A 23,190-nucleotide genomic window follows, 5' to 3' on the forward strand; every position below is an offset into this window, starting at 1 on the left:
CGTTTTTTCAATTTTTCACCTCCTATAAATATAATATCTATTCTCATCTGAATAACTGTTACACCAGTAAATATATAATAGCCCCGTCCTATTGTCAACTAATTTATTTTTTTGGTTAACAATATGCAAATGAGAAAACCACTGATCTTTTGACCAGCGGCTTACCTACTTAAAAATAATCAATAAAATAGAAAAATAAAAATTTACACAGTAACCATTTCCAGATATTCTTTCGCCTGGGAAAAACTTTCCACCTTTTTCACTGCAAAATATTTCTTGAATTCTTTAGTCCACATATCCATTTCTTCTTCAATTTCATTTACTTCTTTCATGATAAAAACTACATATCTGCAATCCGTCTTTGCCATTTCCGGAAGCAGAAAGGAGAATCCCCATTCCACATCCGCTTTTTCATCCTCAAATCCATTCTGTGCATCGATCACAAAATTGCTGCCTGGATTTTCACGTAATAAATTCAGCGCAAATGTTGTAGGGTTTCTGTAGTCACCAAAACAACAAAACTTTTTCCACTTTAAAAATACTATATTTTCTTTGTCAAGATACTTCACATTGCTAAATTCAGAATCAAATTCATTAGCCATATCTTCTCCCTGCTTTCTTTCCTGTTATAAACAACTTTATTATTATTATATCATTTTACAGTGCTTCTTCCACCATAATCTCCACAGACGAAGGGTACTGTTTTCCATAATAGACCGTATTCTGCGCTACCATGAATTCTTCACTGTCAAATCCACCTGTGGTATTACTGTTTGGAAAAATAAAGTTCTTCGCACTGGATGTAATCGTCAGGCGGATCCGGTGACCGGGCTGAAAAGTATTGGAAATCTTTGTGGTTTTGATTTGAATGGGATACACCTTCCCCGGTTCCATAAATACAGGTTGTTCAAATCCTTCCCGGTACCTGGCACACAGCATACCGTCAGCCAGTTTAATGGAACGCCCGTCTTCCTGTACATCCGTGATACGTACAATAAAATCCGTGTCAGGTGCATCCGAAGAGATGTATAATTTAACCAGCATATCTCCGGTAATGGTAACTGCCTTTTTTAAAACAGGCGTACTGTAGACCAGTACATCACTTCGTTTCTCTTCCTCTGTATAATCTTCCGGAACTTCCAGCTCATTTTCCGACATGTCAATCAGATGCACAGCGGGATTTTCCGGATCATAGCTATAAGTATCACTGCCATCTGCACCCGGATTACCGGTCAGCATGCCATTTGATTTTCCGTTTAAACTGTTTCCAGCTGCTTCACTTAACGCATTGCCTGTCCCCGAAAGATAAAGCACCTTCTTCTTAGCATGCTCTATCGGCCACCGGTCCGCCTGTTTCCACTTATTCTCGCCCAGTGTATAATACTCTACCGGAGAAGTGCTGCAGATCCCGTTGTCCCGTCCTTTCAGAAAGTGATCAATCCACTTAAAAAACATCAGGTCAATATCAAATCGTACTGCATCCATGCCCATGTGTATTCCATGAATATCATAATTAGCATTGCCGCTGTGCATCCATGGACCAAGAATCACTTTTCGCATTCCCTCCGGATAGTCCTTTGTCAGTTCCAGCGCCTGAGTGGTTCCCATCCCATTATCATCAAACCATCCTGACATAATCAGAGCAGGCACAATACGCTGTTTGGGATTCCTGGCCTGCCAGTCCGAACGCTTCCACAGTTCATCATTATCCGTATGCTTCAGCCATTTCTGTAAGAAGGGAATATCATAACCCAGTGCCTCAGGAGCTACCTGGGACAAGGGACGGATATTCAGAACCTTTTCCCAATCATCCCGTACCATAAGGGCCGGATCCATTTTCTTCTTAGACATGGCAAACGACCATGCCAGCATTCCGGAGGTGAAGCATCCGCCTCTTCTTGGTACATCCACAAACGCACTTCCCGCACATACGATGCTTAAGATAGCACACAGATAAGGGTTTTGACTGGCTGCCGCTGCCCATTGTACATACCCCAGATAGGAACCTCCTACCATCCCAACCTTCTGATTGCTGAACTGCTGGGCAGCAATCCAGTTCAGAGTATCATCGCCATCTTCCACTTCATAATAATTAGGAAGGAACTCTCCACCGCTTAAGTTTCGCCCACGGACATCCTGAATCACAACCGCATATCCACGCTGTACATAGCGGAAATAATTTTCTGCACCGGATTCTTTTTCGTAAGGAGTACGCACCAGCATGGTTGGAAACGGACCATCCCCGTTCCCCGGAAGATAGACATCGGTTGACAGTGTAATTCCATCCCGGGTGATTACATCATACATCCCGGCATACCTGACCGGACAGGGCTTGTGGTATCTGCCGTCATAATTTATCCAATCCTTCAGTACAGTTTTTTTCTCATACCCATCCCGTACCAGTATCCAGGCACATTCCCTGTTCGGGCAGATTACCCCGGCCAGAACTGATTCCGATACCAGGAAATTCTGAGGGAACTTGATATCTCTCTGTCCCCAGATGCCATCTAGCCTTTTCGTATAGCGCTCCGCAAATGGCGTATCCGCTTCAGGCTGGTCACAGCCGGTGAAAATCTTTTCATAAGTATCTTTACGCCTTAGAAACCTCAATATATCCAGTCGGCTCATCTGCTTATATTTTTCATTCACCGCTTCATCAAATACAGCCGTTTCTGTCAGTATCCCGCTGGTAAAATCCAATGTTCTGCAATAAAATCCGTCCGCTTCCTGCCAGAAGATTCCATACAATATTCCCGAAGTATAAAACTTCCACTGAACCATATCTCTGCCTCCCTTTTAAGCTCCGATCAGCATTTTAATCAGATACGCAACACCAATTCCCACATAGTTTCCGCATACTCCGCCAATTACACCCATAATCAGACCGATTCCCACAAGGGAATTCCATCCTCCGCCGGACGCTACCAGCGCAGCAGTAGGCCCGTCTGCAATCGCTCCTGTAATAGACAATACAGCATATTCATACTTCACTTTGAACAGGCGCAGAATCAGAAGATGAAGTGCCATTGCACCAAAAATTACACATGCACAAAACAGCGTAATTGCCAGTGTGGATCCAAAAAATGCCCGGATGTCCACCATAAAACCAATGGTAGAGAGATACATCATACCGAATAACAGTCCGAGGCTCATATTTCCTTTCAGCTTCTTTACCATAGGTAATTGTGCCATAATCAGAGAAATCGTTGTATTTAAAAGAATTTTACCGGCACTCATAAAAGACTCTGGGAAAAGCTTAGCTGATATGATTCCTGCCACTGTAGAGATCGTAATGGCAAGTGCCAGCAGATAAGCAATATCCCGGATGCTCCAGGTATCCGATCCCATCAGACTGCCTGAACCATCACTTTCCTGGCGTTCTGCTTCGGTGTAATGGTAAGGCCATACTCTTTCAATCCATTTCATTTTCCGAAGGATAGCCGGCATTGCAAATAAAAGAATCAGTACCGGGATTCCGATTACATAATCAGCTGCATTTGCAGAAGCAATGGTTTCCTGTGCAGCATTAAGCCCTACTGCAATTGCCGTCAGATTTGCGCTTCCGCCTGTGTAGGTACCTACGAACATCCCTGCAACTTTCCAGCCTTCCGGAATGACATTTCCAAATACTACCCCAAATATGACACTGATGATGCTCACACTGAAAACCGCACAGATAATAGCGATCCATGGCTGCCTGGAAAGCTTTTTCAAGCCCTGGAAATCCACATTCAGCAGATACAGCGATACTGATATTGGAATACAATATGTCCCCAGCGTACCATATAATTCATGGCTGCCCGGCACAATTTTCAAGTTGGATAAAATAATCCCGATCACAATCACGGTCAGTACCGGACCGATGCTTTTCAGGGCGGAATACTTTTGCAGCCACATACTGAAAGCGATCATGATAAATACAACCGCCAGCAAACTTTCCGTCGAATTAAAAATAGGTAATGTCATTTTATAAACCCTCCTCCTTAGTCTTCTAGAAATTAATATCTAATCCAAAGCCCGGCTTATCTGAAAGGGTAAAGATATCTCCCTCCCTGGTAAACCCGCCGCTCATGCCCGTTGATTCATCCTTATAATACAGAAAGCTGTCGCAGTCCGCCTCGGTAATATTCTGCTTGGATGCAACCAGACTCAGTCCGGCAGTGATGGCAAGTTTTGTTTCCAGCATACACCCAACCATACAATTTACTCCATTAGCCATTGCGATTGCATTGATCTGTTCTGCCTGATAGAGGCCGCCGCATTTCATCAGTTTGATATTCAAGGTATCGGCAGCACCCAGCCTGCAGGCTTTTGCTGCATCAATCGGGCTGTGAATAGACTCATCCAGCATAACCTTGATTCCTCTTGCTTTTTGGCGAATACAGGCTGCGCCTTCCATATCCCAATCCACAAGGCATTGTTCCACAGCTTCAACACCCGCCTTTTCAAATGCATCCAGTGCTTTTACCGCATCGCTTACACAATATCCCTGATTAGCATCCACCCTGAGACGGATATGGGGTCCTACCGCTTCCCGGATTTTATGTATATTTTCTATGTCCTTTTCCAGATTGCTTCCCGTCTTAATCTTCAGGATATGATATCCTTCTTCCTGCACGTAATGTCTGGCCTTTTCTACCATTTTTTCAGTTTCGTCCATGCCAATGGTTATATCGTTGACTACCTGGTTTGCAAATCCGCCCAGTACCTTATATACAGGCTGTCCCATCACTTTGCCGCGGATATCATAAAGCGCCAGGTCAATTGCACATTTTGCAGAAGTATTTCCTGCAATTGCACCATTCATAAGAGCATGTATCCTTTCAATATTCAGAGGATCCTCCCCAATCAGTCCCTGACGGAACATCTGAAGTGCCGCTATAACCCCTTCAATGGTTTCACCGGTCACAAATGCCAGCGGTGCTGCCTCACCATATCCCGCAATCCCATCGTCCGTAATGATTTTCACCAGTACATTTTCAGAATAATCAATAACAGCAAATGCTACCCGGAAAGGCTCGCTTAACTGAATCCGAATTTTTTCCAACTTCAAATCAACAATCTTCATATCCGCTTCTCCTTTTTTATAAATACTAAACTTTTTATAAATATTTTAGATTTATATTACTATTTATATAATTATATGTCAATTGTTTTCTGAAATTTTAGTATTACTTAAAATGTTTCCCTTTTATTTTTAGATATGCTATAATCTAATAAAATACAGACTAAATCACAGACACTACTATCAGGAGGATACCATGCTTGGTAATAAACTTAAACAATATCGAAAAAAAGCAAATTTAACATTGAAAATCGTGGCTGAAGAAACCGGTCTTTCCATTGGCTACATATCCCAGGTAGAAAACGGGCAGGTAGAACCCTCCCTCTCATCCCTTCGAAAGCTTGCCAAAGCTCTGGATGTACCGCTTTATCTGTTGCTGGACTATGAAGAAGATGAGGCACTTACAATTCGGGAAGACCGGCAGATTCGTATGTACAACCACCAGGAATCTGTTACTTATCATTTTCTAAGCCCTCTCCCTTCCCATAAATTTATGCCCCAAAGCCTAATGATCCGGTTTACCATCGAACCCCATACACAGGATTCGGAACTTCCGGTTGTCCATCATTCCGAGGAAATCGTAACTGTTCTGTCGGGAACATTAACCCTTCTTGTGGGAAACGATGAAATTATATTAAAAAAAGGGGATTCTTCATTGATTAAAGAAGATATCCCGCATTTATTCAGAAATGACCATGATACGATGGTGGAAGGCATTTCAAGCCTCACACCTCCCGTCTGGGGGAATATGGCTTTGAATTAATCAGACTTCCCGGTAATTTATACACGCATCAGAACATACACAAAAGACAGGAACTGATTGCCCCTGTCTTTTTCTATGCTGTTTTTTTCTATGCTGTATTTAATATGGTTCTAGAATTTTATGCGCATACTGCTGCCCGGTTACGCTTCTTCTGATATTTTGATAACAGCCTTCACCACATCTGCCTTATTATTTACGCTGTAGTCCATTGCCTTCTGGGCTTCCTCCAGCCTGAATATATCCGTAACAATTCCCTTCAGATTTACCTTTCCGGAAGCAACTGCTTCTATTGCCATTGGATAGATATGGCGGTAGCGGAAAACGGTTTTAAAGGTCAGCTCTTTATCTAAAGCCAGACTCATTGGAAGGGTCATTTCCCCGCTCTTGCTATAGCCAACCAGGACAATGTCGGAACCTTTTTTCGTCATATGTATTGTCTGTACTGTTGTGATCTGTGTACCTGCCGTTTCGATAGCAAGATCGCAGCCCTTATTGCCTGTCAGCCGCAATACTTCTTCCACCGCATCTTTTTCTGACCCATTGATTACTCCGTCTGCTCCTAATTCCATTGCTTTATCCAGTCTCTTCTGCATAATGTCCACCACATAAACTTTGGATACGCCCATTGCCTTTAATGCCATCATGCTAACCAGGCCGATACATCCGGCTCCCATAACAACTGCCGTCTGGCCTGCATGTGCATTTCCCTGCATTGCCGCATGGAATCCCACTGCAAGCGGTTCAATCAGTGCACCTTCTAATGTACTGACATTATCCGGAAGTTTAAAACACAGATCCGCCTCATGCGCCACATATTCCTGGAATACCCCGTCTACCGGAGGTGTTGCAAAGAATACCACATCCGGGCACAGATTATATCTGCCGGTTTTACAAAATTCACAATGCCCGCATGTCTTCCCGGGTTCCAGGGCAACACGGTCTCCTGCCTTCAAATGCGTTACGCTTTCGCCAACTTCCACAACTACGCCGCCCGGCTCATGTCCCAGTACAAAAGGAGGCTCTACCACATAATCTCCGATAGCCCCGGTTTCATAGTAATGAAGATCCGAACCGCAGATTCCTACATAATCCAATTTCACCAAAACTTCGTTTTCTTTTACCTTAGGAATCTCACGCTCTTCAAATCCCATTTTACCAATTCCATTCATCACTGCAACTTTCATTTTTCCATCCATAATCATCATTCTCCTTTACATGCTATGTATAACTTCATTTCTTTTATCAAATGTTTTATCAAAGTAATTATATTATTATTCCATTTTGCCCAAAAGTCAATCCCTAAATTTATTTTCGTTGATTCACCCAAATTATTTCGATTATATTATGTAATTTGTATAAAAAAAACCCTTCCGGTTAAACCAAAAGAGTTTCTTTGCTAATCCAACTAGTTGGTACACTAGTCCTATCTTCACTTACTGCAAACTTTCAAAAAAAGCATCTGCAAATCCCATGGTAACTCCGTAGGCGGATGCTTCCAGTTTGTATTTTCCCATTCTGATATAGGACGTATCTATATCAAAATTATTGTATTTCAATACTCTTTTATTCAGGTCCATCCGGAATTCTTCCAGATAACCCCCAACATACCCACCCAGTATAATGTTGCAGTCAAATGCCATGCGCAGATTTGTAATGGTTAATGCCAGATACTCCAGATATTCGTCCCAGACTCTGAGGCATTCCTCATCTTGTTTCCTTAGCTTGTCAAAAAACGTCTCCAGATTTCCATCTGCATGTTCCATCAGGACTTTTGCCGCACAATAGGCATCCACACAGCCTTTTTTGCCACAATAGCAGGTTCGTCCATCCTTTTCAATTACCATATGTCCAAATTCTGCACTTTTAAAATTTTCACCCAGATACAGACGATCATGCAAAAAGACCGCTCCGCCTACCGTATTGCTCAATGACAGATATACGGTATTTTCTGTCTCGTTTCCAAGTTCTGCATATGCTGCACTGTTTGCATCATTTTCCAACGCAAAATTAAAATCTATAAACTCATCTAAGCTTTTAAAGCTGACATTGCTCACACCCAATGTATGGGAGCGTATCAGCAGTTTCTGCTCCTGGTCTACAATTCCTGGCAGTGATATTCCCACACCCAGAATTTTTTCACTCTTTACCTTTAATTTTAAGATAAACCTTCTGATGAAGTCACCCAGCGCTTCATAATATGAAAAATCCGGTGCATATGTTTTTCTGATCCGCTCAATCTGCAAAAGTTCTTTTTTCATATTCACAAGCACAATCGTAATGTGATGATTAGTAATATCAATTCCAATCACATATCCGATATCCGGGACAATGGAAAGTGCCTTTGCCTTTCGCCCGCCGGTAGACTCATATACTCCATTTTCCACAGCGATGCCTTCCTCTACTAACTCTTTTACATTCTGCAGTGTCGTAGGCATACTTAATCCCAGTATATTTGCAATCTCAGCTTTTGATGTAACCCCTTTTGATGATATAAATTTGGCAATGCGAATCTTATTCATACGTTTCGTCTCTATTATCTTACCATTTCTTCCCATACTTTTTACCTGCTTATGAAAGTTTTATAAATCCTTTTATTAAATATATTATAGATAAGATTTTCTCATAATACAATAAAAACTTGTATTTTCTCGCATTTTTTATCGTAAGGGACATCATTTATAACGGCTCTTCTTAATTTTATCAGAAATATCCCGGAGTTCCTCTTTAGACAACTGGTCCAGGTTTTCTAATTTTTCCAGAAATACACCGGTTGTATCATCCATTTTGCTCTGAATAAATTCCAGGTAATAACTGACCACTACCCCTGGGATAAGCGCAACGATTAAAATACCGTAAAGTCCCAAAACCACCGTGCAGATCCGCCCCACAACCGTAACCGCATAGAAATCTCCGAAACCGATGGTTGTAATGATACTAAATGCATACCACAGTGCATCTCCATATGTCTTTACTTCTGGTTCTGCCGCCAGAAATGCAAAGGAAATTGCCAGTATAAACAGCAAAAATCCAATTAACATCTTATCTACATTTGTTATTTTTAAAATTTTCCAGAGTCTCTTTAATTTTTTCATTATATATTCCTTTTACATTTCATTTTCAGAGCGTTTTCAGATTTTTCCCGCTATTTCTCTGCACTCCCATCAAATACCAGCATAAAACCACTGCCATTTATGGTACAGTATAGATAGGAGGTGTTCATTATGAAGAAAAAGAAAATCCTTGTCACATTGGTATGTCTTGCTTCCCTTTGGGCTTTCGCCCTATGGAAAGGTCCGGAATATAAAGTAGTAAATGCATTCAGTACCGAAGCCGACCGTACCAATACCTGCGTATTGAACATTATTGTAACAAACACCTGGTCATCTGCCCAATTAAAAGAAATTGCATTGGAAACCTTTAAGGAATACCAGCATGAGAATCCGGATTCAGATGCCGATTCCTTTACTGTAAAATTCTATCATAACCAGCATGATCTTGAAAATAACGAAAACTTTGATGAAATCACTTTTGACCAGCAACTGCTATAAGCTTAGCTGCTGATTTTGTAACAGCCAATCTATTCGCAGAGTATATAGACTGCAGGAACTATATGATGCGCTGCCCCTGCATCCTATTTGTGAGGACCTTATCTCTTTATAAGGTCCTTACAAATTCTTTTGCCGTTTCCAGCCGTTCCCGAAACTGCTCATAAAAATCATTGTCTTTATCATAGGGCATTAAATAAAAATATTTCAATATGTACATCCCAACCTCTTTCATCAGATGATCATTTTGCTCACTTTCCAGCATCTTCTGCATGTCCTTTAAAAAATAATGCCACTCCACAATAAATTGTTCATAATTTTTTGCATCCGGTGTATCAATCCATTTCCGAACCTTTATTTTAGTTCTGTTGTCCTTTTTGCATTCATGGATCTGCAAAAAATATTGAAAAGAATTGTTCTCATAAAATCTTCCAAGGGGAAAAATCCTGCATATTCCCGGTCTGAATTTATGAATACTGCATCTTCCTTCTTTATTTAAAAAAGCACAGTGCTCTGATCCTTCTGCCATTTTCAGATTTGGCAATATCATTTTGTCTACGATATTTAATGTAACTTTATCCGTCAGCAGTTCCTCGAAAGAGCAATTTAGATTGGCTGTTAACCGGTAAATATCCAGAGGATCTAAAATTATGGAATCTCCCATTCCCTGACAGCAGGCGGAGCACCCGTTACAATCCTGACAGTCTGCTTTCACCATATCATTTAATCCATATAATTTTCCATCCGATATTTCTTGAAGGTCTACTTCTCTAATCATATTATTTTCCTCATATAACTTTTTATTTTCATATATTAAACATTATTATATGTTATCACCTGTTTATTTTCAATAATTATCGGATGAAAAAGCAATACCACTCACCCTCACTTAAGATTTAATCCCACAATTCCTGCTTTTTCTTATTGACATAACCAGAAATGTATATTAAACTATTAGTGTAATAACAACTAATGTTATTACTTTCTCTCATAGCCCGGATCCCACGTCCGGGTTATACCTTCTTAATATATTTTACAACCTTAATTCTCATATACAATACCTTAATACCTTAATTCTCAGAAATCTTTGACATTGACAGTTTCCCTTATTATAATACTTATATAGACACTAATTAGAGTTATATATTTATACATATTTGGACGAGTCCAGGGGGATAAGATTATGAAAAAGTACGAGTATAAATTTGTGGAAATACCGAAAAAAGAAAATGGCCTCAAAACAAAAGCCGGGGACACTTTCGAAGAATGCAAAGAAACCATACTTATGGAAGCCGAAAAAGGATGGCGGCTGAAGCAGGTTGTCGTTCCATTTAATGAGAAAACTGGAATATATTCTGCGATGAATTATCAAATAATTTTTGAACGGGAAGCACAATAATTTTATTAAAATATACGAAAACAGCTTTAGGATTTAATTTCCTGAAGCTGTTTGTTTAACTATATTGGGGTTTAGGTGAGTAATGACGCTTTGTAGATGTAGGTAGTGTACGGAAAGAGAAGGGGACGGAATATGTTTTTCATTCTGTAATCAGAAAAAGGAACAAACTTCCATCTTCTTTTACACAAACAGCCGAAACATACTGCGCAGTATCCAAAAACGAATAGCCTGCCACAGCCCAGGGGTTCCAACCTGCTGAGAAAACCAGCTTTGTATCAACGAATGCTATCTCGGAAAGATGGGTGTGGGAAACTGGTATGGGCGTAGGAAGCGTAGAGCAGAGCTGAGTATTTACTTACCTTTTCGAAGTGTTTTTTGGCGGATAGTATTCGACTGGCTCCCATCGGATACTAAGCGGGTACTGAACCGAGAAATGCATCAGGATTTCTCGGTGAATACCCGCGTGCCGCCAAAAAGTGCTTCGGAAAGGTTAGAAAATACCAGTTCTGCGGCCAGCTGACGGAGCCCATGCCAGTTTCCCACACCCATCTTTCCGTACACTACCTACATCTACAAAGCGTCTTAATCAGCGAAACCCAAATATAATATTTTATAACCTCATTTTTAATACCACACATCCACATTTCGGAACATCCCAGATATGTACCCCCTTATTAAAGGAGAAAGAGTCTTTTTCTACCAGATTTCCCATACAGTCATATACTTCCCTGTCATATACTCCTTCCTCTTTCACCGAAAGAATCAGATCGGACCGGAAGGTACCATTTACAAAAACCATCTCATCATAACTTCTTTCCAGTTCAATTAACTCTGTAAGATGATAGGTACATACCAGCGTATTCTTATAAATTCCTTTGATTACACTATATCTTTCTGTGGGATTCAACGGAATAAATTCACCGCTGATAAATGCCTGTTTATATTTGTTCCATAAGGAACAATAAAATTCCAGCATCTGATAATGCTCTTTCTTCAGATCTTCCAGGCGCATAGAAATCTGGGGTACGCTGAATAAAACCTGAATCATCTGAAGTGCTGCGCTTTCTACCGAATCTTCGTAGTGCCACATAACCATATCAGAATGTACCGCACTCTCTCCTGCAATCAGACGGATATCCGTAACCCGAACCTTATTTTCCACATCGTCCATCGGACAGTCCACCGCCCGGAAGATATTGCCATAGGTACGCATTCTGGGTCCGTTATATGTCTGACGGAATTCCAGCAGGATATCCGGCTTAATGTGTTTAAGCCTGCTGATACAATCAGTCATTAATCTGTCAGCCGCTTCTTCAAAAGACTGATAATCTCTTCTCTCATCCGCTTCTCTGCCGCTGAATGCCGTTACCACAAACTCATCCACGAAGTCCAGCTTAAAGCCGTCCAGCCCCCACTCTGTCAGGGCTTTTTCATAAAGTCCGATTATGAATTCACGGACTGCCGGATATCTCGGATCCAGCACATGCCATTCCCTGTCAGCATCGGGATCGATAAGCATATCTTGAAATTGTGCAAAGTTTGCGGATCTTTCTCCAATAAACGGTACACTGTACCAGAAGAGGACCCGCATTCCAATCTTATGAAGACTATCCGCAAATTTACGGATATCAGGCATTTTTGATTCCGCTGCTTCCCAGTCTCCACAGTATGCATATCCTCTGGCGTTATCTTCTGTCTGCCATCCGTCATCGACGATCACCGTTCCACAGCCGATTTCTTTTGCCATTCCGCACTGCCTCAGTAGTTCCTCCTGGCTGACCCGTTGATGGTAACTGTACCAGGTGGAGTATACAAGCTCCTTTGCTCCCTGGGGGACAAAAGCAGAAGCCATTCCCTCCAAAGTTTCCCACCACCGGGATACTTCCTTCAGGCTCTGATAATAGGGAATCTCTCTCATATCCAGTCTTACGGTGACCTCATATGATTTTCTAAGAGTGGTCTCCCGGCTGAATAAAATAATTTCAAATTCATATTCTCCGGTTTCTTCAACCGGAAGCGCCTTTAAACCAATGGTACTTAAAGTATCGGAAAGCCCGATACAGGCGCAGTTTTTATGATCAGGGGAAAGCAGGCATTCCACTGGGGCACCCGTAAATCCATTGGTCAGATATAGATTTTCAAACCAATCAGTATTAAGTGCTTTGATCAGATGCAGTTTCGGTGTCCATCTGTAATGCACCTCGATTGCAGGTACATAAATCCTTAAAGTAAGTGGGGAAAATAATTCTTCCCCCTCTGTCTGCACAGAAAAATGAATATATGCTGTCTCCCCTTTCTGTTCTGCAGTATAAGTAACTTTCCTTTTGCTTTCTTTAGGTATTTCACCGATTCTATATGATAATTTCTTCATACGACTCTCCTAACTCTTAACTGCGCCGGCAATCATACCATCCACAATATATTTTTGTGCTGCACAATATACGACCAGAATCGGGAGAATGGACAGCACAATAAACGCGCATACATAGTTCCATTTATAGGTCATATACCCTACAAAACTGTAGATACTCAGCGGTACGGTATTCTTTGCCGTATCTGTTACAAAATATAAAGAAATCTGGAAATCATTCCATACACCCATGAATGTTATTATTACATTAGTAAAAATAGCAGGTTTCAACAATGGGAAAATAACCCGGTAAAACATATTAAAAAATCCTGCACCTTCTAACATTGCCGATTCATCCAGCGCTCTAGGTATACCTTTGATTACACCGGAATAAATCATGATGCTCAGAGGCATTCTGGCTGCGATATGTATTAAAATAATGGAAGCATAGGTGCCGCTTAGTCCCAGTGTCTTTACGATGATAACCTCCGGAATCAGTGCCAGCGGAGCAATCATTCCGATTAAAAAATAACCTGAGAGAACTTTACTCGTTTTATCGCTGCGCCTCGAGATAATAAATGCCGTTACGGATGAGATAAAAACAGTCAGCAGTACGACCAGGCCGGTAATGATAAAACTGTTTTTAAATGCCCGCAGCAGCTGTCCTTTTTCAATTACATATCGGAAGTTTTCCCACAGAAATACTTTTGGAAGGGAAAGGGTAACCACTGCCGATTCTTCCACTGATTTAAAAGCCGTCAGAATTACAAGAATAAATGGAAATATTACGGCAAATGTCATCAGAAGGCAGATCACATAGATTCCTGTTTTTGTAATAGCTTTCTTGGTCTTATAATTTGCTTTCATCAAATATCCGGCTCCCTTCTTCTTAAGAAACTCAATAATGGGGAAATAATAATAACAATCAGCAGAAACTGAACAAGGTTAATTGCTGATGCGTATCCAAGTGTTCCTACTCTCATGGCATCGTAAGATAATTTACTGATGACCTGGGTAGCTCCGTTCGGACCGCCATTCGTCATGGACATGACAATATCAAATATATTAAATCCACCTATAACGCATAAAGTAATGGTTGTATTAATTGACGGTGTGACAAGAGGCAGGGTAATTGATTTCGTTGTCTGCCATGCACTTGCACCATCGATTCTCGCCGCCTCGTATAAGTCGCCGGAAATGGATTGCAGACCTGCCAGAATGATTGCGGTGTTGAACCCGATCCACATCCAGGATTCCACCGTACATACGGAATAGAGCACCACATTGGTATCTCCAAGCCAGTTCAGAGCCAAAGCCCCAAGACCGATACTTCTTAAGAAGATATTTAAAATACCAGTATCCGGCTGCAGAATAAAGGTGAATACATAACCGATTACCAGGGCACCGATGGTACATGGCAGGAAGATTACTGCACGGAAAAAATTCCTTCCCTTAAATGCCCGGTTCAGCAAAAGAGCAAACAGCAGTCCAATCCCCACTTTGATAATCGTTGTTATGATTGCAAATTGAAATGTATGGCCTAAGGCCGGAAGAAAGCTTTGGGAAGCGAACAGATCCAGAAAATTAGAAATACCGATAAAATTTGGTGATTCAAAATTGTAAATGCTCCAGTCCGTAAAGGAAAATATAAATCCTCCGCCAATTGCAAAAATATAAAATATCGTAAAAATAGCAACTCCCGGAATTACAATATAGAGAGGATAATACTTCTTTTCCAGTTTATTCATGCTGCTTTTTTTCTTCATGTCTCTCATACAGCTCCTTTCTGTACAAAAACCACCTACGTATGAACGATGGTGGTTTTTGCACTTTATGCTCAGATTTTATTTAAATCCTTCAAACCCTAACTGTTTTCCTACTGTTATTACTGCATCACTCCAGATTTTTGCACATTCTTCCGGTGTCTTCTGACCCAGTAAATCAGACAGGAATGCACTGTTTGCGTCATCTGACGGTGTTATAACATATGTCTGGTTATAGTGAATCTGTGTTTTTCCTTCATCGATATACTTCTGTGTATCCTTTAACGTTCCGCTTAAGTTCGGAGCATCCAGATCATTCCATACGGATGTACAAGCTCTGGTCTTCATATTGAGCAGTAAATTATCATCTTCAGCCATGAAACTGATAAAATCTTTTGCCACATCCGGATTTTTACACTGATTGGAGATATAATATCCGCCCGGACCTGCAATTGCAAGCTGGCTGTCACCATCTTTAGAAGGTGCTGCGAACATTCCGATATTACCCTCTCCTGCCGGCTCTACTTTCACATATTCGGGATCTGCCCAGTCACCCATGTACATCATGGCAGCCTGTCCGGAGGCAAGTGCTTTCTGTCCCATCTCATAAGTTGCAGTTGAAATATCTGAATTTATATAACCATTATCCACATATCCTTTTAATCTTTCAAACATCTGTGTAAATTCAGGAAGGGAATCCCAGCGGATTTCATTCTTATTTAATTTTTCTAATGCATCCGGGTTCTTGCTTAAGATATTCGGCCACTCAGCATTCATAATCTGATTAACTGTCCACGCATCTGCCATAGATACATAAATTGGTGTAATACCTGCATCTTTTAATTTAGCACATACCGCATCAAATTCTTCATATGTTTTGGGCACTTCCAGTCCGTTGTCCTTAAATACTTTTGTGTTATAAACGATACCAAAAGAATTGACTCCGCCATTTGGGAAACAATATACTTTTCCATCCGAATGGGTTACAAATTCCTTGCCTGTTTCCGTTAATTTAGGTACCCAGGCTTCGTCAGATAAATCTACCAGATTTTTTTCGTGCTGGTAAGAGGTTGACTGAGTTCCGGTATCTCCGATGAAGATATCCCACATGCCGCTTGTAGACATTTTTGTCTGTAAAAGAGAATCAAACTGGTCGTCATCAATTGCCTGGATATCCAGTTTGTTTCCTGTTTTTTCTTCCCAGTTCTCTTTAAAGGTTTCAATATTGGAAATTTCTACATGGGATGCCTTTAATCCAACGGTAATCGTAACTCCACCTTCCGCCTTATCACTGGAAGCAGCCGCGTTGGAAGTTTTCTCTTGGGAAGTATCCCCATCAGTCGTCTTCTTTTCTCCACCCTGGCAGGCTGCAGCTGACATCATTAAGACTGCTGCAATCCCGACTGCCATCACCTTTTTTGCTAGATTTTTCTTTTTCATACAAATCCTCCTTATTCTTAACAATTAATTTTTTACAACTGTTATTGTGTTTTTATTATATAAATCATATGGTCATTTTGGAATGTAATTTTCTGTCCGGTTTGTATATATTTTTTTGACATTCCAATAAATTTTAAACATGCTTTCTCACAAATTTGTGGGTATCAAGCAGTATTCGGGCAGACAAACGCTGCCTGCCCGGTCTTTCCTCGTAAATATTATTTTACCTTGATCGTCTTTGTCTTACTCCAGTTACCATATATTTTCGAACTGCCCGCTTTCTTGTAACTTCTGACCCGGATGTAATAGGTCTTCTTACTTTTCAGCTTCTTAAGTTCTAACCGTGTGGTTTTACTTTTGGAGACGGTCTTCACTTTCGTCTTTGACCCGGTAAATTTTTTACTCAGGGAATACTGTACCTGATAACCGGTTGCCTTTTTATCCCGCTTCCAAACCACTGCTGCTGTCTTTTTCTTCAAAGATTTCAAGCTGCTGATTCCGGCCTTCTTTGGTTTCACGGTAACCGTTACTTTTTTTACCGCTGTTTTAAAGTCTGTTGCAGATGCTGTCAGGGTAATCGTTGCCTTTCCACATCCTTTTATGGTCACCTTTCCCTTGCTGTTCACGGCTGCAGCCTTGGGATAACTGCTCTTATACTTTAATTTACAGTTTGCCCGGGCCCCCAGAGAAAATGCCTTATTTCCATAAGTCTTTTTGTATTTTGTCTTCTTAATATGAATCACTGCATTCTGTAGTCTTTTCAGACTGTCCATTGCCTTTTTAAGTGCCGCTGCTGCGCTGTCTGCGGAAGTTTGGTCAGATGCTTTATCCGCCGCAATCCTTTCTGCATTTTTCAGTGCATTTGCCACTGCCTGGTAACTTGCATCCGTATAATCTGCTTTTATCAGCCGTTTCGCCTGGTCAATTACAGCATTTAACTTCGTAAAGTCTGTTTTAGGCACTAAGACCAGCTCGTCCATTGCTTTTTTAAGCCCTGCTGCCGCCTCATCTACCGCTGATTGCGCAGCGGATTCATCGGCAGCAGTCTTCTTTGCCGCTTCCAATGCTTTTCTCATTTCCTGATAGCTGATTTGGGTATAATCTGTTTCTATTTTGCTATTTGCTTCTTCTATCAGGTTGTTCAGGGCGGTAAAATCTGCTTTTGGAACTAATCTTTCCACCGCATCCCGTAAGTCTGTCTCCGCCTGGTCGATAGCTGCCTGTGCAGACAACTCATCTGCAGCAATCCTTTCCGCTGCTTCAAGTGCCGCTGCCAATGCCTGATAGCTGGCTTGTGTGTAATGGATTTCTGCTAACTGCCTTGCCTGATCAATTGCAGCATTTAATGAAGAAAAGTCCGCTTTTTTCACTAATTGTTCCATGATACAGCCCAGATCTGCTGCTGCCTGGTTGACCATTGCCTGATTCAGATCCGGTTTTCCCAGGATCTCCTTAATCCGCTGCAGTTCCGCCAAAAATCTGCCAAAGCTATCTGAAGTAAAATCTGCTTCCTGCAGCTGTTCTGCTTGTGCAATCATTGCTTCTAATACAGATGCATCCGCGGCACCGCTTCCAAATACTTCTACTTCTGAGATATTTATCTTATTACTGCTGCCCCAGCTGCAGGTATGGCCTTTTCCATAAATGCGGATATAGCGGGCAGTTACCGGTGCATCCGGAACAATTTCCTGAGGTGTTTCCTGAAATGGTTTTGAAACAACGTCTTCCGGTCCAAATAAAACCTGAACTGCTTCTTCCGGAAATTCCGGATCTGAGCTTACTTCTACAAGGCAGTCTAACCAGCGGATATCCACATTCCCATCCGCGTAATAGGTGCGGTAAATATCCATTTTATCAATCTGGCGCTCTGTGCCCAGATCATACTGCAGATAAACCGGTTCCCAGGTTTCCGGATTGCCATTATCTTCTCCAAGCGCCGCAATCTGGATAAAGGGGTCATCATAAGAGCACGAAAGGTTTCCATCTGTGGCATTACCCGGGTTCTCAATTTCCATTGCAGAGTTGGTCACAGCCTCTTTCCCGGAAAGCATATTCTCCGTTCCGGACGGCAGCTTTATAAGGGCTTTCATCGCTCCCTGTAACTGATAATATGCTTCAACCTGACTTTCCTGTGATACATCAGACTGTGCCAGCACCTCTTTTGCATCCGTCAGTGCTTTCGCAAATGTGATCCATGACTCTGTTGTGTACATCCCTGCATCTATTGCTTCTGCCTCTGTAATTAGTGCAGATAAATCCACCATAGCCACCAGGGCATCAATGGCATCCGACAATTTTATGTAAGCAGCTTCTACCTCTCCAATGGACACATTTTCCCTATCCAGTACTGCCTGAGCACCAGCTTTTGCTTCTTCATATACCTTCCAGCTTTTTTCTGTATACCCATCCGGATTAAATTCTCTGTTAACCAGCTTTTGCAGCTCTTCTTTGTTTATTTCCTGTTTAACCAGTTTATCCATACGGATATCGGTCTTATCTGTGAAGAATTGCAGCCTGTTTATGCCTTCCTTAAGATTCACTTCGAAATTCACTGTATTGCTTCCATCCGGCAGCGGTAAGCTCTTTTCCTGTCCATCCAGAATGTAAGTCAGATTTCCGGAACCGGAATAACTCACTTCCATAATCGCATTTACTGTGTTTTTACTGTTTACCGGAATTTCCACAGCATTTTCTATGCCGTTCATCTGTTCTACATATCTTCCATTAGACATTCCAGACTGTTCCATGATTTTTGCCGTCCCGTTCAGATTATTTTTATAGGACTCAAATTCATAGGTTACATCCGGTTTTGCCGTGATTTCTCCTTCCAGAAGAATGCCTGCCGTACCATATCCGTCAATTACAGGAACAATAACTTCTGCCGTACCATCTTGAGATACCGTTATTGTCTGTGATTCAAAATGGCTGATATCCGAATCATACGTATAAGGATATATTTTTGCTGTCACTTCTGCTCCTGCTTCAAAAGGAACATTTTTCATAATCACTTTGGTACGGTCATAAGCGGTTGCCGTATAGTTATTAATAAGTGCTACGGGAGTTCCGTCTGCATTTACGGCACCCACGCTTTGTGTCATGCCTCCCTGAATTGAACTGGATTTTACGTCAAAATACCCTTTACCCAGTCCCAGATTAACCGAAAGCATACCCCAGGTTTTTGTAAAGTTTGCAAGATACGGTTCCCCCGCATTCCAGGTATACATTCCTTTGCCCCGTTCGATCCATCCGGAACTGGCTTCATAATCATCCATTGGTACGTCAGCCGGATAGCAGGTGTAATATCCTCCGCCCTCATATTGATCTGTCATCATATCAATAAGGTTTTTGGCATGCCAGCCTGTGCTCTTGTATCCATAAGTTTCATTGGCAGGCTGGCCTGTGCTGATATTATACTCATTTAAATAAAGGGGTATTTCTCTTCCCAGCTTATTTCTTAACCAATACTTTGCATTTCTGGAATTCGCCCCCTGATTACCGGTATCCTGGTTCGCCGGACGTTCTCCATATTTATGAATAGAAACAAAATCTATTCTGTCAAACCATTTTTCATACTTTTTTGAAAGAATTGTTCCAAGTACTCCATAATCGCCTCCCCAGCTGTCATCTGCACCTCCGCCCATTTTTACTTCCGGCTTGCTGCCGCCTTCTGCTTCATAGATGGCATCGATTGCCTGATAGAACTGATCTGCGGCAATCAGGTTCTGTCTGTTGCCAGCCGGATACGCATTCCCCTCCGGATCCCGCTGATCGCCTCCCTGGGGTACATACCAATGAGGTTCATTTAAGAATTCGTAACTGTCGATTCCCTCTGCTTTTAACATGAGATATACTTTCTTAATAATATCCCTGTAAACTTCCCAATCCTTTGGTGCACCATTGCATACTTTTTCCGTATGTGCAGTTCCGGTTACTACTCCTGCCGACAGCCATTCCGGTATCTGGAAAGTCATAGCCATCACCTCATATCCCTGGGTTTTTGCCTCTCTTACCCAGCGCAGAAGTCTGCCTGTATTCCAGTTCGCAGGATTAGACAGCCCGTTCAGATATTCGCCCCGCTCATTATAGTAATCCATATCCGCCCGATAGCCCTCCAGAGTGAATCTGTTTTCTCCGGTCCCGTCGGGTGTTGGAACATAATAGTAATCAGACCGCACATAAGATGGCTGGTCAGATCCCTGGGTTCCGTCTGCCGGTGCCCAATTTGTATCCGGAGTTTTTGTCCAGACAGGAAGAATTTCCTGGAGACGCGCATCTGCTCTCATGAACCGAACTCCGGCTTCATTTGTCAGCATTGGCCATACCTTAGAATGATCTCCGATGTCAGAATCTTTCCCGTCAAGGCTGGGATAATGCGTTACCCCGAATATCTTCGGTGAGCCGGCAGCAATGGTATTCCCATAGTCAATGGTTACGGTTCCCCCTTCTGCCGGTTCTACCACAGTAACCGCTGCCGTATCTCTTTTATTTCCATCCTGGGTAATAACCGTTATAACAGAAGCACCAGTTTCCCCTGCTGCCGTGACAAGTGCTGTCCCGTCTGCCCCGGGTGTTACGCTGGCAATGTCGGGTCGTGAAGATTCCCAGGATATATTTTTGTTCGCGGCATCTGACGGTACAATGGAAGCGGTAAGCGTCTGGCTTTCCCCCTGTTTCAGTGTCAATGCCTTCGGTGATACCGCTACGGAAGCAACTGAATTTTTAACGATTATTACAAATGAAGAAGTAACTTCCTCCCCTTTGACAGATACCGTAATTTTAGCCGTCCCTTCCCTGTTAGGGGTAAGCAGTCCATTTTCATTTACGGATACCACGCTGCTGTCAGAAGATGCATATTCCAGCGTTTTTCCTGCTGCAGAGGAAGCAGGGAAAATTCTTGCGTCAATCACAAAATCCTGCTTTACTTTTGGAAGAACATATGCATCCCCATCTTTTTCCAATGCATTCAGATTCTGGATTCCGATTGATAATGCAACATCTCCCGATTCTAAAACTAATTTGTCAGGCCGTAAATCCCCGGATTCCGTATAAAATTGAATGGTATTCTGATTTCCGCCCTCCAAAGAAATATCAAATGAAATATCCTTTGTTAATGAAATGCCCGAGACATCAATGTCCATGGGCTCTCCACCGTTGACACTTACTTTGGTACCGCTGACGTTTCCGGAAGGTGATGCGTATAAGTGTGCCTTATAGGTACCCGATCCGTCTGCCGCGACCTTGCGCAGCGTAACAAAGTTATCCGCTCCTCCAAACCCTTTTACTGTACGGTTAAAAGAAGCTCCTGTAGTCCAGGAAATTTCCGTATTACCCCCAAAATGATTATCCTGGCTCTCAAATTCATACATTTCCTGCGCCGGCAGGGTTCTGTCTGTTCCGCCTGTCACTACCAGTCCCATGGCTGATTTTGCCGGTATTATCGGAATAGATGCCGTAATAATTCCATTGTGTACCTCAAGATCCGGTATCGATATAACTTCTTTCGAAACTTCCGTACCAGTGTTAGCCGCATATCCTTTTAATGTGACAGTGCCGTCTTCGTAAGGCACGTTGCGCAGCTCAATACTCACATTCTGCTTTTGCTGGTCTCCGAAATTTGTTAACAGCATCATTGCCTCATTTTTGGAATTTACCATTGCTATGGAATCATCCACCGGCCAGCTGCTGCCCATATCAGTGGAAACAACTTTAAATTCTCCTTCCCCCAGTCCCATCTGACTGCTCAGCAGCGTATATGCTTTCGCAAATGGATTCAGGGTTACGGCTCCGTCATCTTCCGTGTACATATAACTTCCGGCATTTGTCCGGGCATCTACAGACCCGTCGAACAAAACCATGTCCCATCCGTCACGCATTGCCTTAAATATTGCCAGAGAATGGTACTTGATTCCATCTGCACCGGTGATGGTACCATCTGGGCTGTCTGCCCCTTTTGCCATAGATGACCATCCGGTGAGAAAAAGCGGCATGTCTGCATTGTGAAGCGCTGCCCTGACTGCTTTTCTTCCGGGTTTGAATTCTCCGAAAACATCATTTTTCCAATCCGTCGTAGGATCTGCACCATATGCTTTGAAGGATACAAACTGTAGGAGCGACTGGTCATGGTCTGCATAGGCATTCAGTACTGCCTTCACATTGGGCGCTGTGCTGAGGGAATCATTTTTATCCTTCAGTTCATACCCCATTCCTCCGATCTGTACCTGTGGAAGTATACTCCTAACCTTTGCAGCAGCCTGATAATAAGAATTCGTAAAATCCTCAGCGCTAAGAGAGGTATCCGGTTTTAACTCCACGTATCCAATGCTTTCTTCATAATCTGGTTTTGCGGCACTTAGAAAGGTCTCTACCATTGCAGCAAATGCACCTGCCTTGTCCGGGGTACTCTGATACCATGACGGCAGCTTGTCAAAAGTTATAAAAGCTTTGATACCTGCACCCTTTATTCTTGTAAGAATACCTCCCGCTACATGGGTATAAGACTCCAGTACCTCAGAGTCCGCATCGGTACCTTCCGGGAATAATTTAGACAGATCTACATCTACTCCCATTACTTTTAATCCTGTTTCCTGTGTCAGGCTTTTCCATGCATTACTTTCTGCGGCTGGCGTACCAAGTCCCCCAAAGATCATCGGGTTTCCTGTCCCTATACTGGTATTGTAATCCACCACGATCTGTGCATTTCCGGTTTTGGGCTCTTTCCCAGGCTCTGCTGCTGCTGCCGGAAGTACAGTTCCAAACAGCATGCTTGTACTTAATAACATCGATAATAATCTTTTTCCTATCTTCCTTTTCATTTGTTTCTCCTTCCATGATTATACCCCTGAATAGCGAAGGCTGGCTTATGCTA

At 42.2% G+C, this 23,190-nt stretch carries 17 protein-coding genes; 3 read left to right on the forward strand and 14 right to left on the reverse strand.

Annotation, left to right across the window (positions count from 1 at the left end; genetic code table 11):
- Positions 1–203: 203 nt before the first annotated feature.
- Genes RHS_RS08195 through RHS_RS08210 form a run of 4 tightly spaced genes read right to left on the reverse strand, consistent with a single transcriptional unit; the run spans position 204 to position 5,068 of the window.
- On the reverse strand, positions 204–602 hold the full coding sequence (locus tag RHS_RS08195) for a hypothetical protein (RefSeq protein ID WP_047832895.1): 399 nt from the start codon (positions 600–602) through the stop codon (positions 204–206).
- 55 nt (positions 603–657) lie between these two features.
- Complete coding sequence (locus tag RHS_RS08200) at positions 658–2,781, reverse strand: CocE/NonD family hydrolase (protein WP_047832896.1); 2,124 nt, start codon at positions 2,779–2,781, stop codon at positions 658–660.
- Between the two features lie 15 nt (positions 2,782–2,796).
- Positions 2,797–3,966 (reverse strand): DUF819 domain-containing protein, encoded by a 1,170-nt coding sequence (locus RHS_RS08205; RefSeq protein WP_027294534.1) that lies wholly within the window; start codon positions 3,964–3,966, stop codon positions 2,797–2,799.
- A gap of 25 nt (positions 3,967–3,991) precedes the next feature.
- Complete coding sequence (locus RHS_RS08210) at positions 3,992–5,068, reverse strand: mandelate racemase/muconate lactonizing enzyme family protein (RefSeq protein WP_047832897.1); 1,077 nt, start codon at positions 5,066–5,068, stop codon at positions 3,992–3,994.
- 193 nt (positions 5,069–5,261) lie between these two features.
- Between RHS_RS08210 and RHS_RS08215 the strand changes: the two genes are divergently transcribed.
- Entirely contained in the window at positions 5,262–5,828 is a 567-nt protein-coding gene (locus tag RHS_RS08215) for a helix-turn-helix domain-containing protein (protein WP_047832898.1), read from the forward strand.
- Between the two features lie 140 nt (positions 5,829–5,968).
- On the opposite strand, the gene RHS_RS08220 is transcribed toward RHS_RS08215, so the two are convergent.
- The 3 genes from RHS_RS08220 to RHS_RS08230 form a co-directional block, all read right to left on the reverse strand.
- Positions 5,969–7,024, reverse strand: a complete 1,056-nt coding sequence (locus RHS_RS08220) for an NAD(P)-dependent alcohol dehydrogenase (protein WP_044294797.1) — start codon at positions 7,022–7,024, stop codon at positions 5,969–5,971.
- 237 nt (positions 7,025–7,261) lie between these two features.
- The gene (locus tag RHS_RS08225) at positions 7,262–8,383 is read right to left on the reverse strand and encodes an ROK family transcriptional regulator (RefSeq protein WP_027294538.1); all 1,122 of its coding nucleotides are present in this window, start codon (positions 8,381–8,383) and stop codon (positions 7,262–7,264) included.
- A 117-nt stretch (positions 8,384–8,500) separates the two neighbouring features.
- Positions 8,501–8,920: a potassium channel family protein gene (locus RHS_RS08230; protein WP_047832899.1), complete on the reverse strand. Its 420-nt coding sequence runs from the start codon at positions 8,918–8,920 to the stop codon at positions 8,501–8,503.
- A gap of 129 nt (positions 8,921–9,049) precedes the next feature.
- Here RHS_RS08230 and RHS_RS08235 point away from each other — a divergent pair, with 129 nt between their 5' ends.
- Positions 9,050–9,376, forward strand: a complete 327-nt coding sequence (locus RHS_RS08235; protein WP_027294540.1) for a hypothetical protein — start codon at positions 9,050–9,052, stop codon at positions 9,374–9,376.
- Between the two features lie 106 nt (positions 9,377–9,482).
- Here RHS_RS08235 and RHS_RS08240 read toward each other — a convergent pair whose 3' ends face one another.
- The gene (locus tag RHS_RS08240) at positions 9,483–10,151 is read right to left on the reverse strand and encodes a YkgJ family cysteine cluster protein (RefSeq protein WP_047832900.1); all 669 of its coding nucleotides are present in this window, start codon (positions 10,149–10,151) and stop codon (positions 9,483–9,485) included.
- A gap of 405 nt (positions 10,152–10,556) precedes the next feature.
- On the opposite strand from RHS_RS08240, the gene RHS_RS08245 reads away from it, so the two are divergent.
- Positions 10,557–10,772 (forward strand): DUF4177 domain-containing protein, encoded by a 216-nt coding sequence (locus RHS_RS08245; RefSeq protein ID WP_027294542.1) that lies wholly within the window; start codon positions 10,557–10,559, stop codon positions 10,770–10,772.
- Positions 10,773–11,210: 438 nt separating this feature from the next.
- Here the strand turns inward: RHS_RS08245 and RHS_RS30585 are convergent, their stop codons facing one another.
- The 6 genes from RHS_RS30585 to RHS_RS08270 all read right to left on the reverse strand — a co-directional run bounded on the left by RHS_RS30585 (position 11,211) and on the right by RHS_RS08270 (position 23,137).
- Positions 11,211–11,333 (reverse strand): hypothetical protein, encoded by a 123-nt coding sequence (locus tag RHS_RS30585; protein WP_255348045.1) that lies wholly within the window; start codon positions 11,331–11,333, stop codon positions 11,211–11,213.
- A 49-nt stretch (positions 11,334–11,382) separates the two neighbouring features.
- Complete coding sequence (locus RHS_RS08250) at positions 11,383–13,143, reverse strand: glycoside hydrolase family 36 protein (protein ID WP_395021799.1); 1,761 nt, start codon at positions 13,141–13,143, stop codon at positions 11,383–11,385.
- Positions 13,144–13,152: 9 nt separating this feature from the next.
- Positions 13,153–13,989 carry a carbohydrate ABC transporter permease gene (locus RHS_RS08255; protein ID WP_044289424.1) on the reverse strand — a complete coding sequence of 279 codons (837 nt, stop codon included), beginning with the start codon at positions 13,987–13,989 and terminating at the stop codon, positions 13,153–13,155.
- Positions 13,989–14,888, reverse strand: a complete 900-nt coding sequence (locus RHS_RS08260) for a carbohydrate ABC transporter permease (protein ID WP_243132998.1) — start codon at positions 14,886–14,888, stop codon at positions 13,989–13,991. Before RHS_RS08260 ends, RHS_RS08255 begins: the two co-directional genes overlap by 1 nt.
- A 78-nt stretch (positions 14,889–14,966) precedes the next feature.
- A complete protein-coding gene (locus RHS_RS08265) occupies positions 14,967–16,325 on the reverse strand; it encodes an ABC transporter substrate-binding protein (RefSeq protein WP_027294545.1) in 1,359 nt (452 codons plus the stop codon).
- Positions 16,326–16,543: 218 nt separating this feature from the next.
- Positions 16,544–23,137 carry an Ig-like domain-containing protein gene (locus tag RHS_RS08270; protein WP_047832901.1) on the reverse strand — a complete coding sequence of 2,198 codons (6,594 nt, stop codon included), beginning with the start codon at positions 23,135–23,137 and terminating at the stop codon, positions 16,544–16,546.
- Positions 23,138–23,190 lie beyond the last annotated feature (53 nt).

It is taken from the genome of Robinsoniella sp. RHS, from assembly GCF_001029355.1.
Classification (GTDB): Bacteria; Bacillota; Clostridia; order Lachnospirales; family Lachnospiraceae; genus Robinsoniella; species Robinsoniella peoriensis.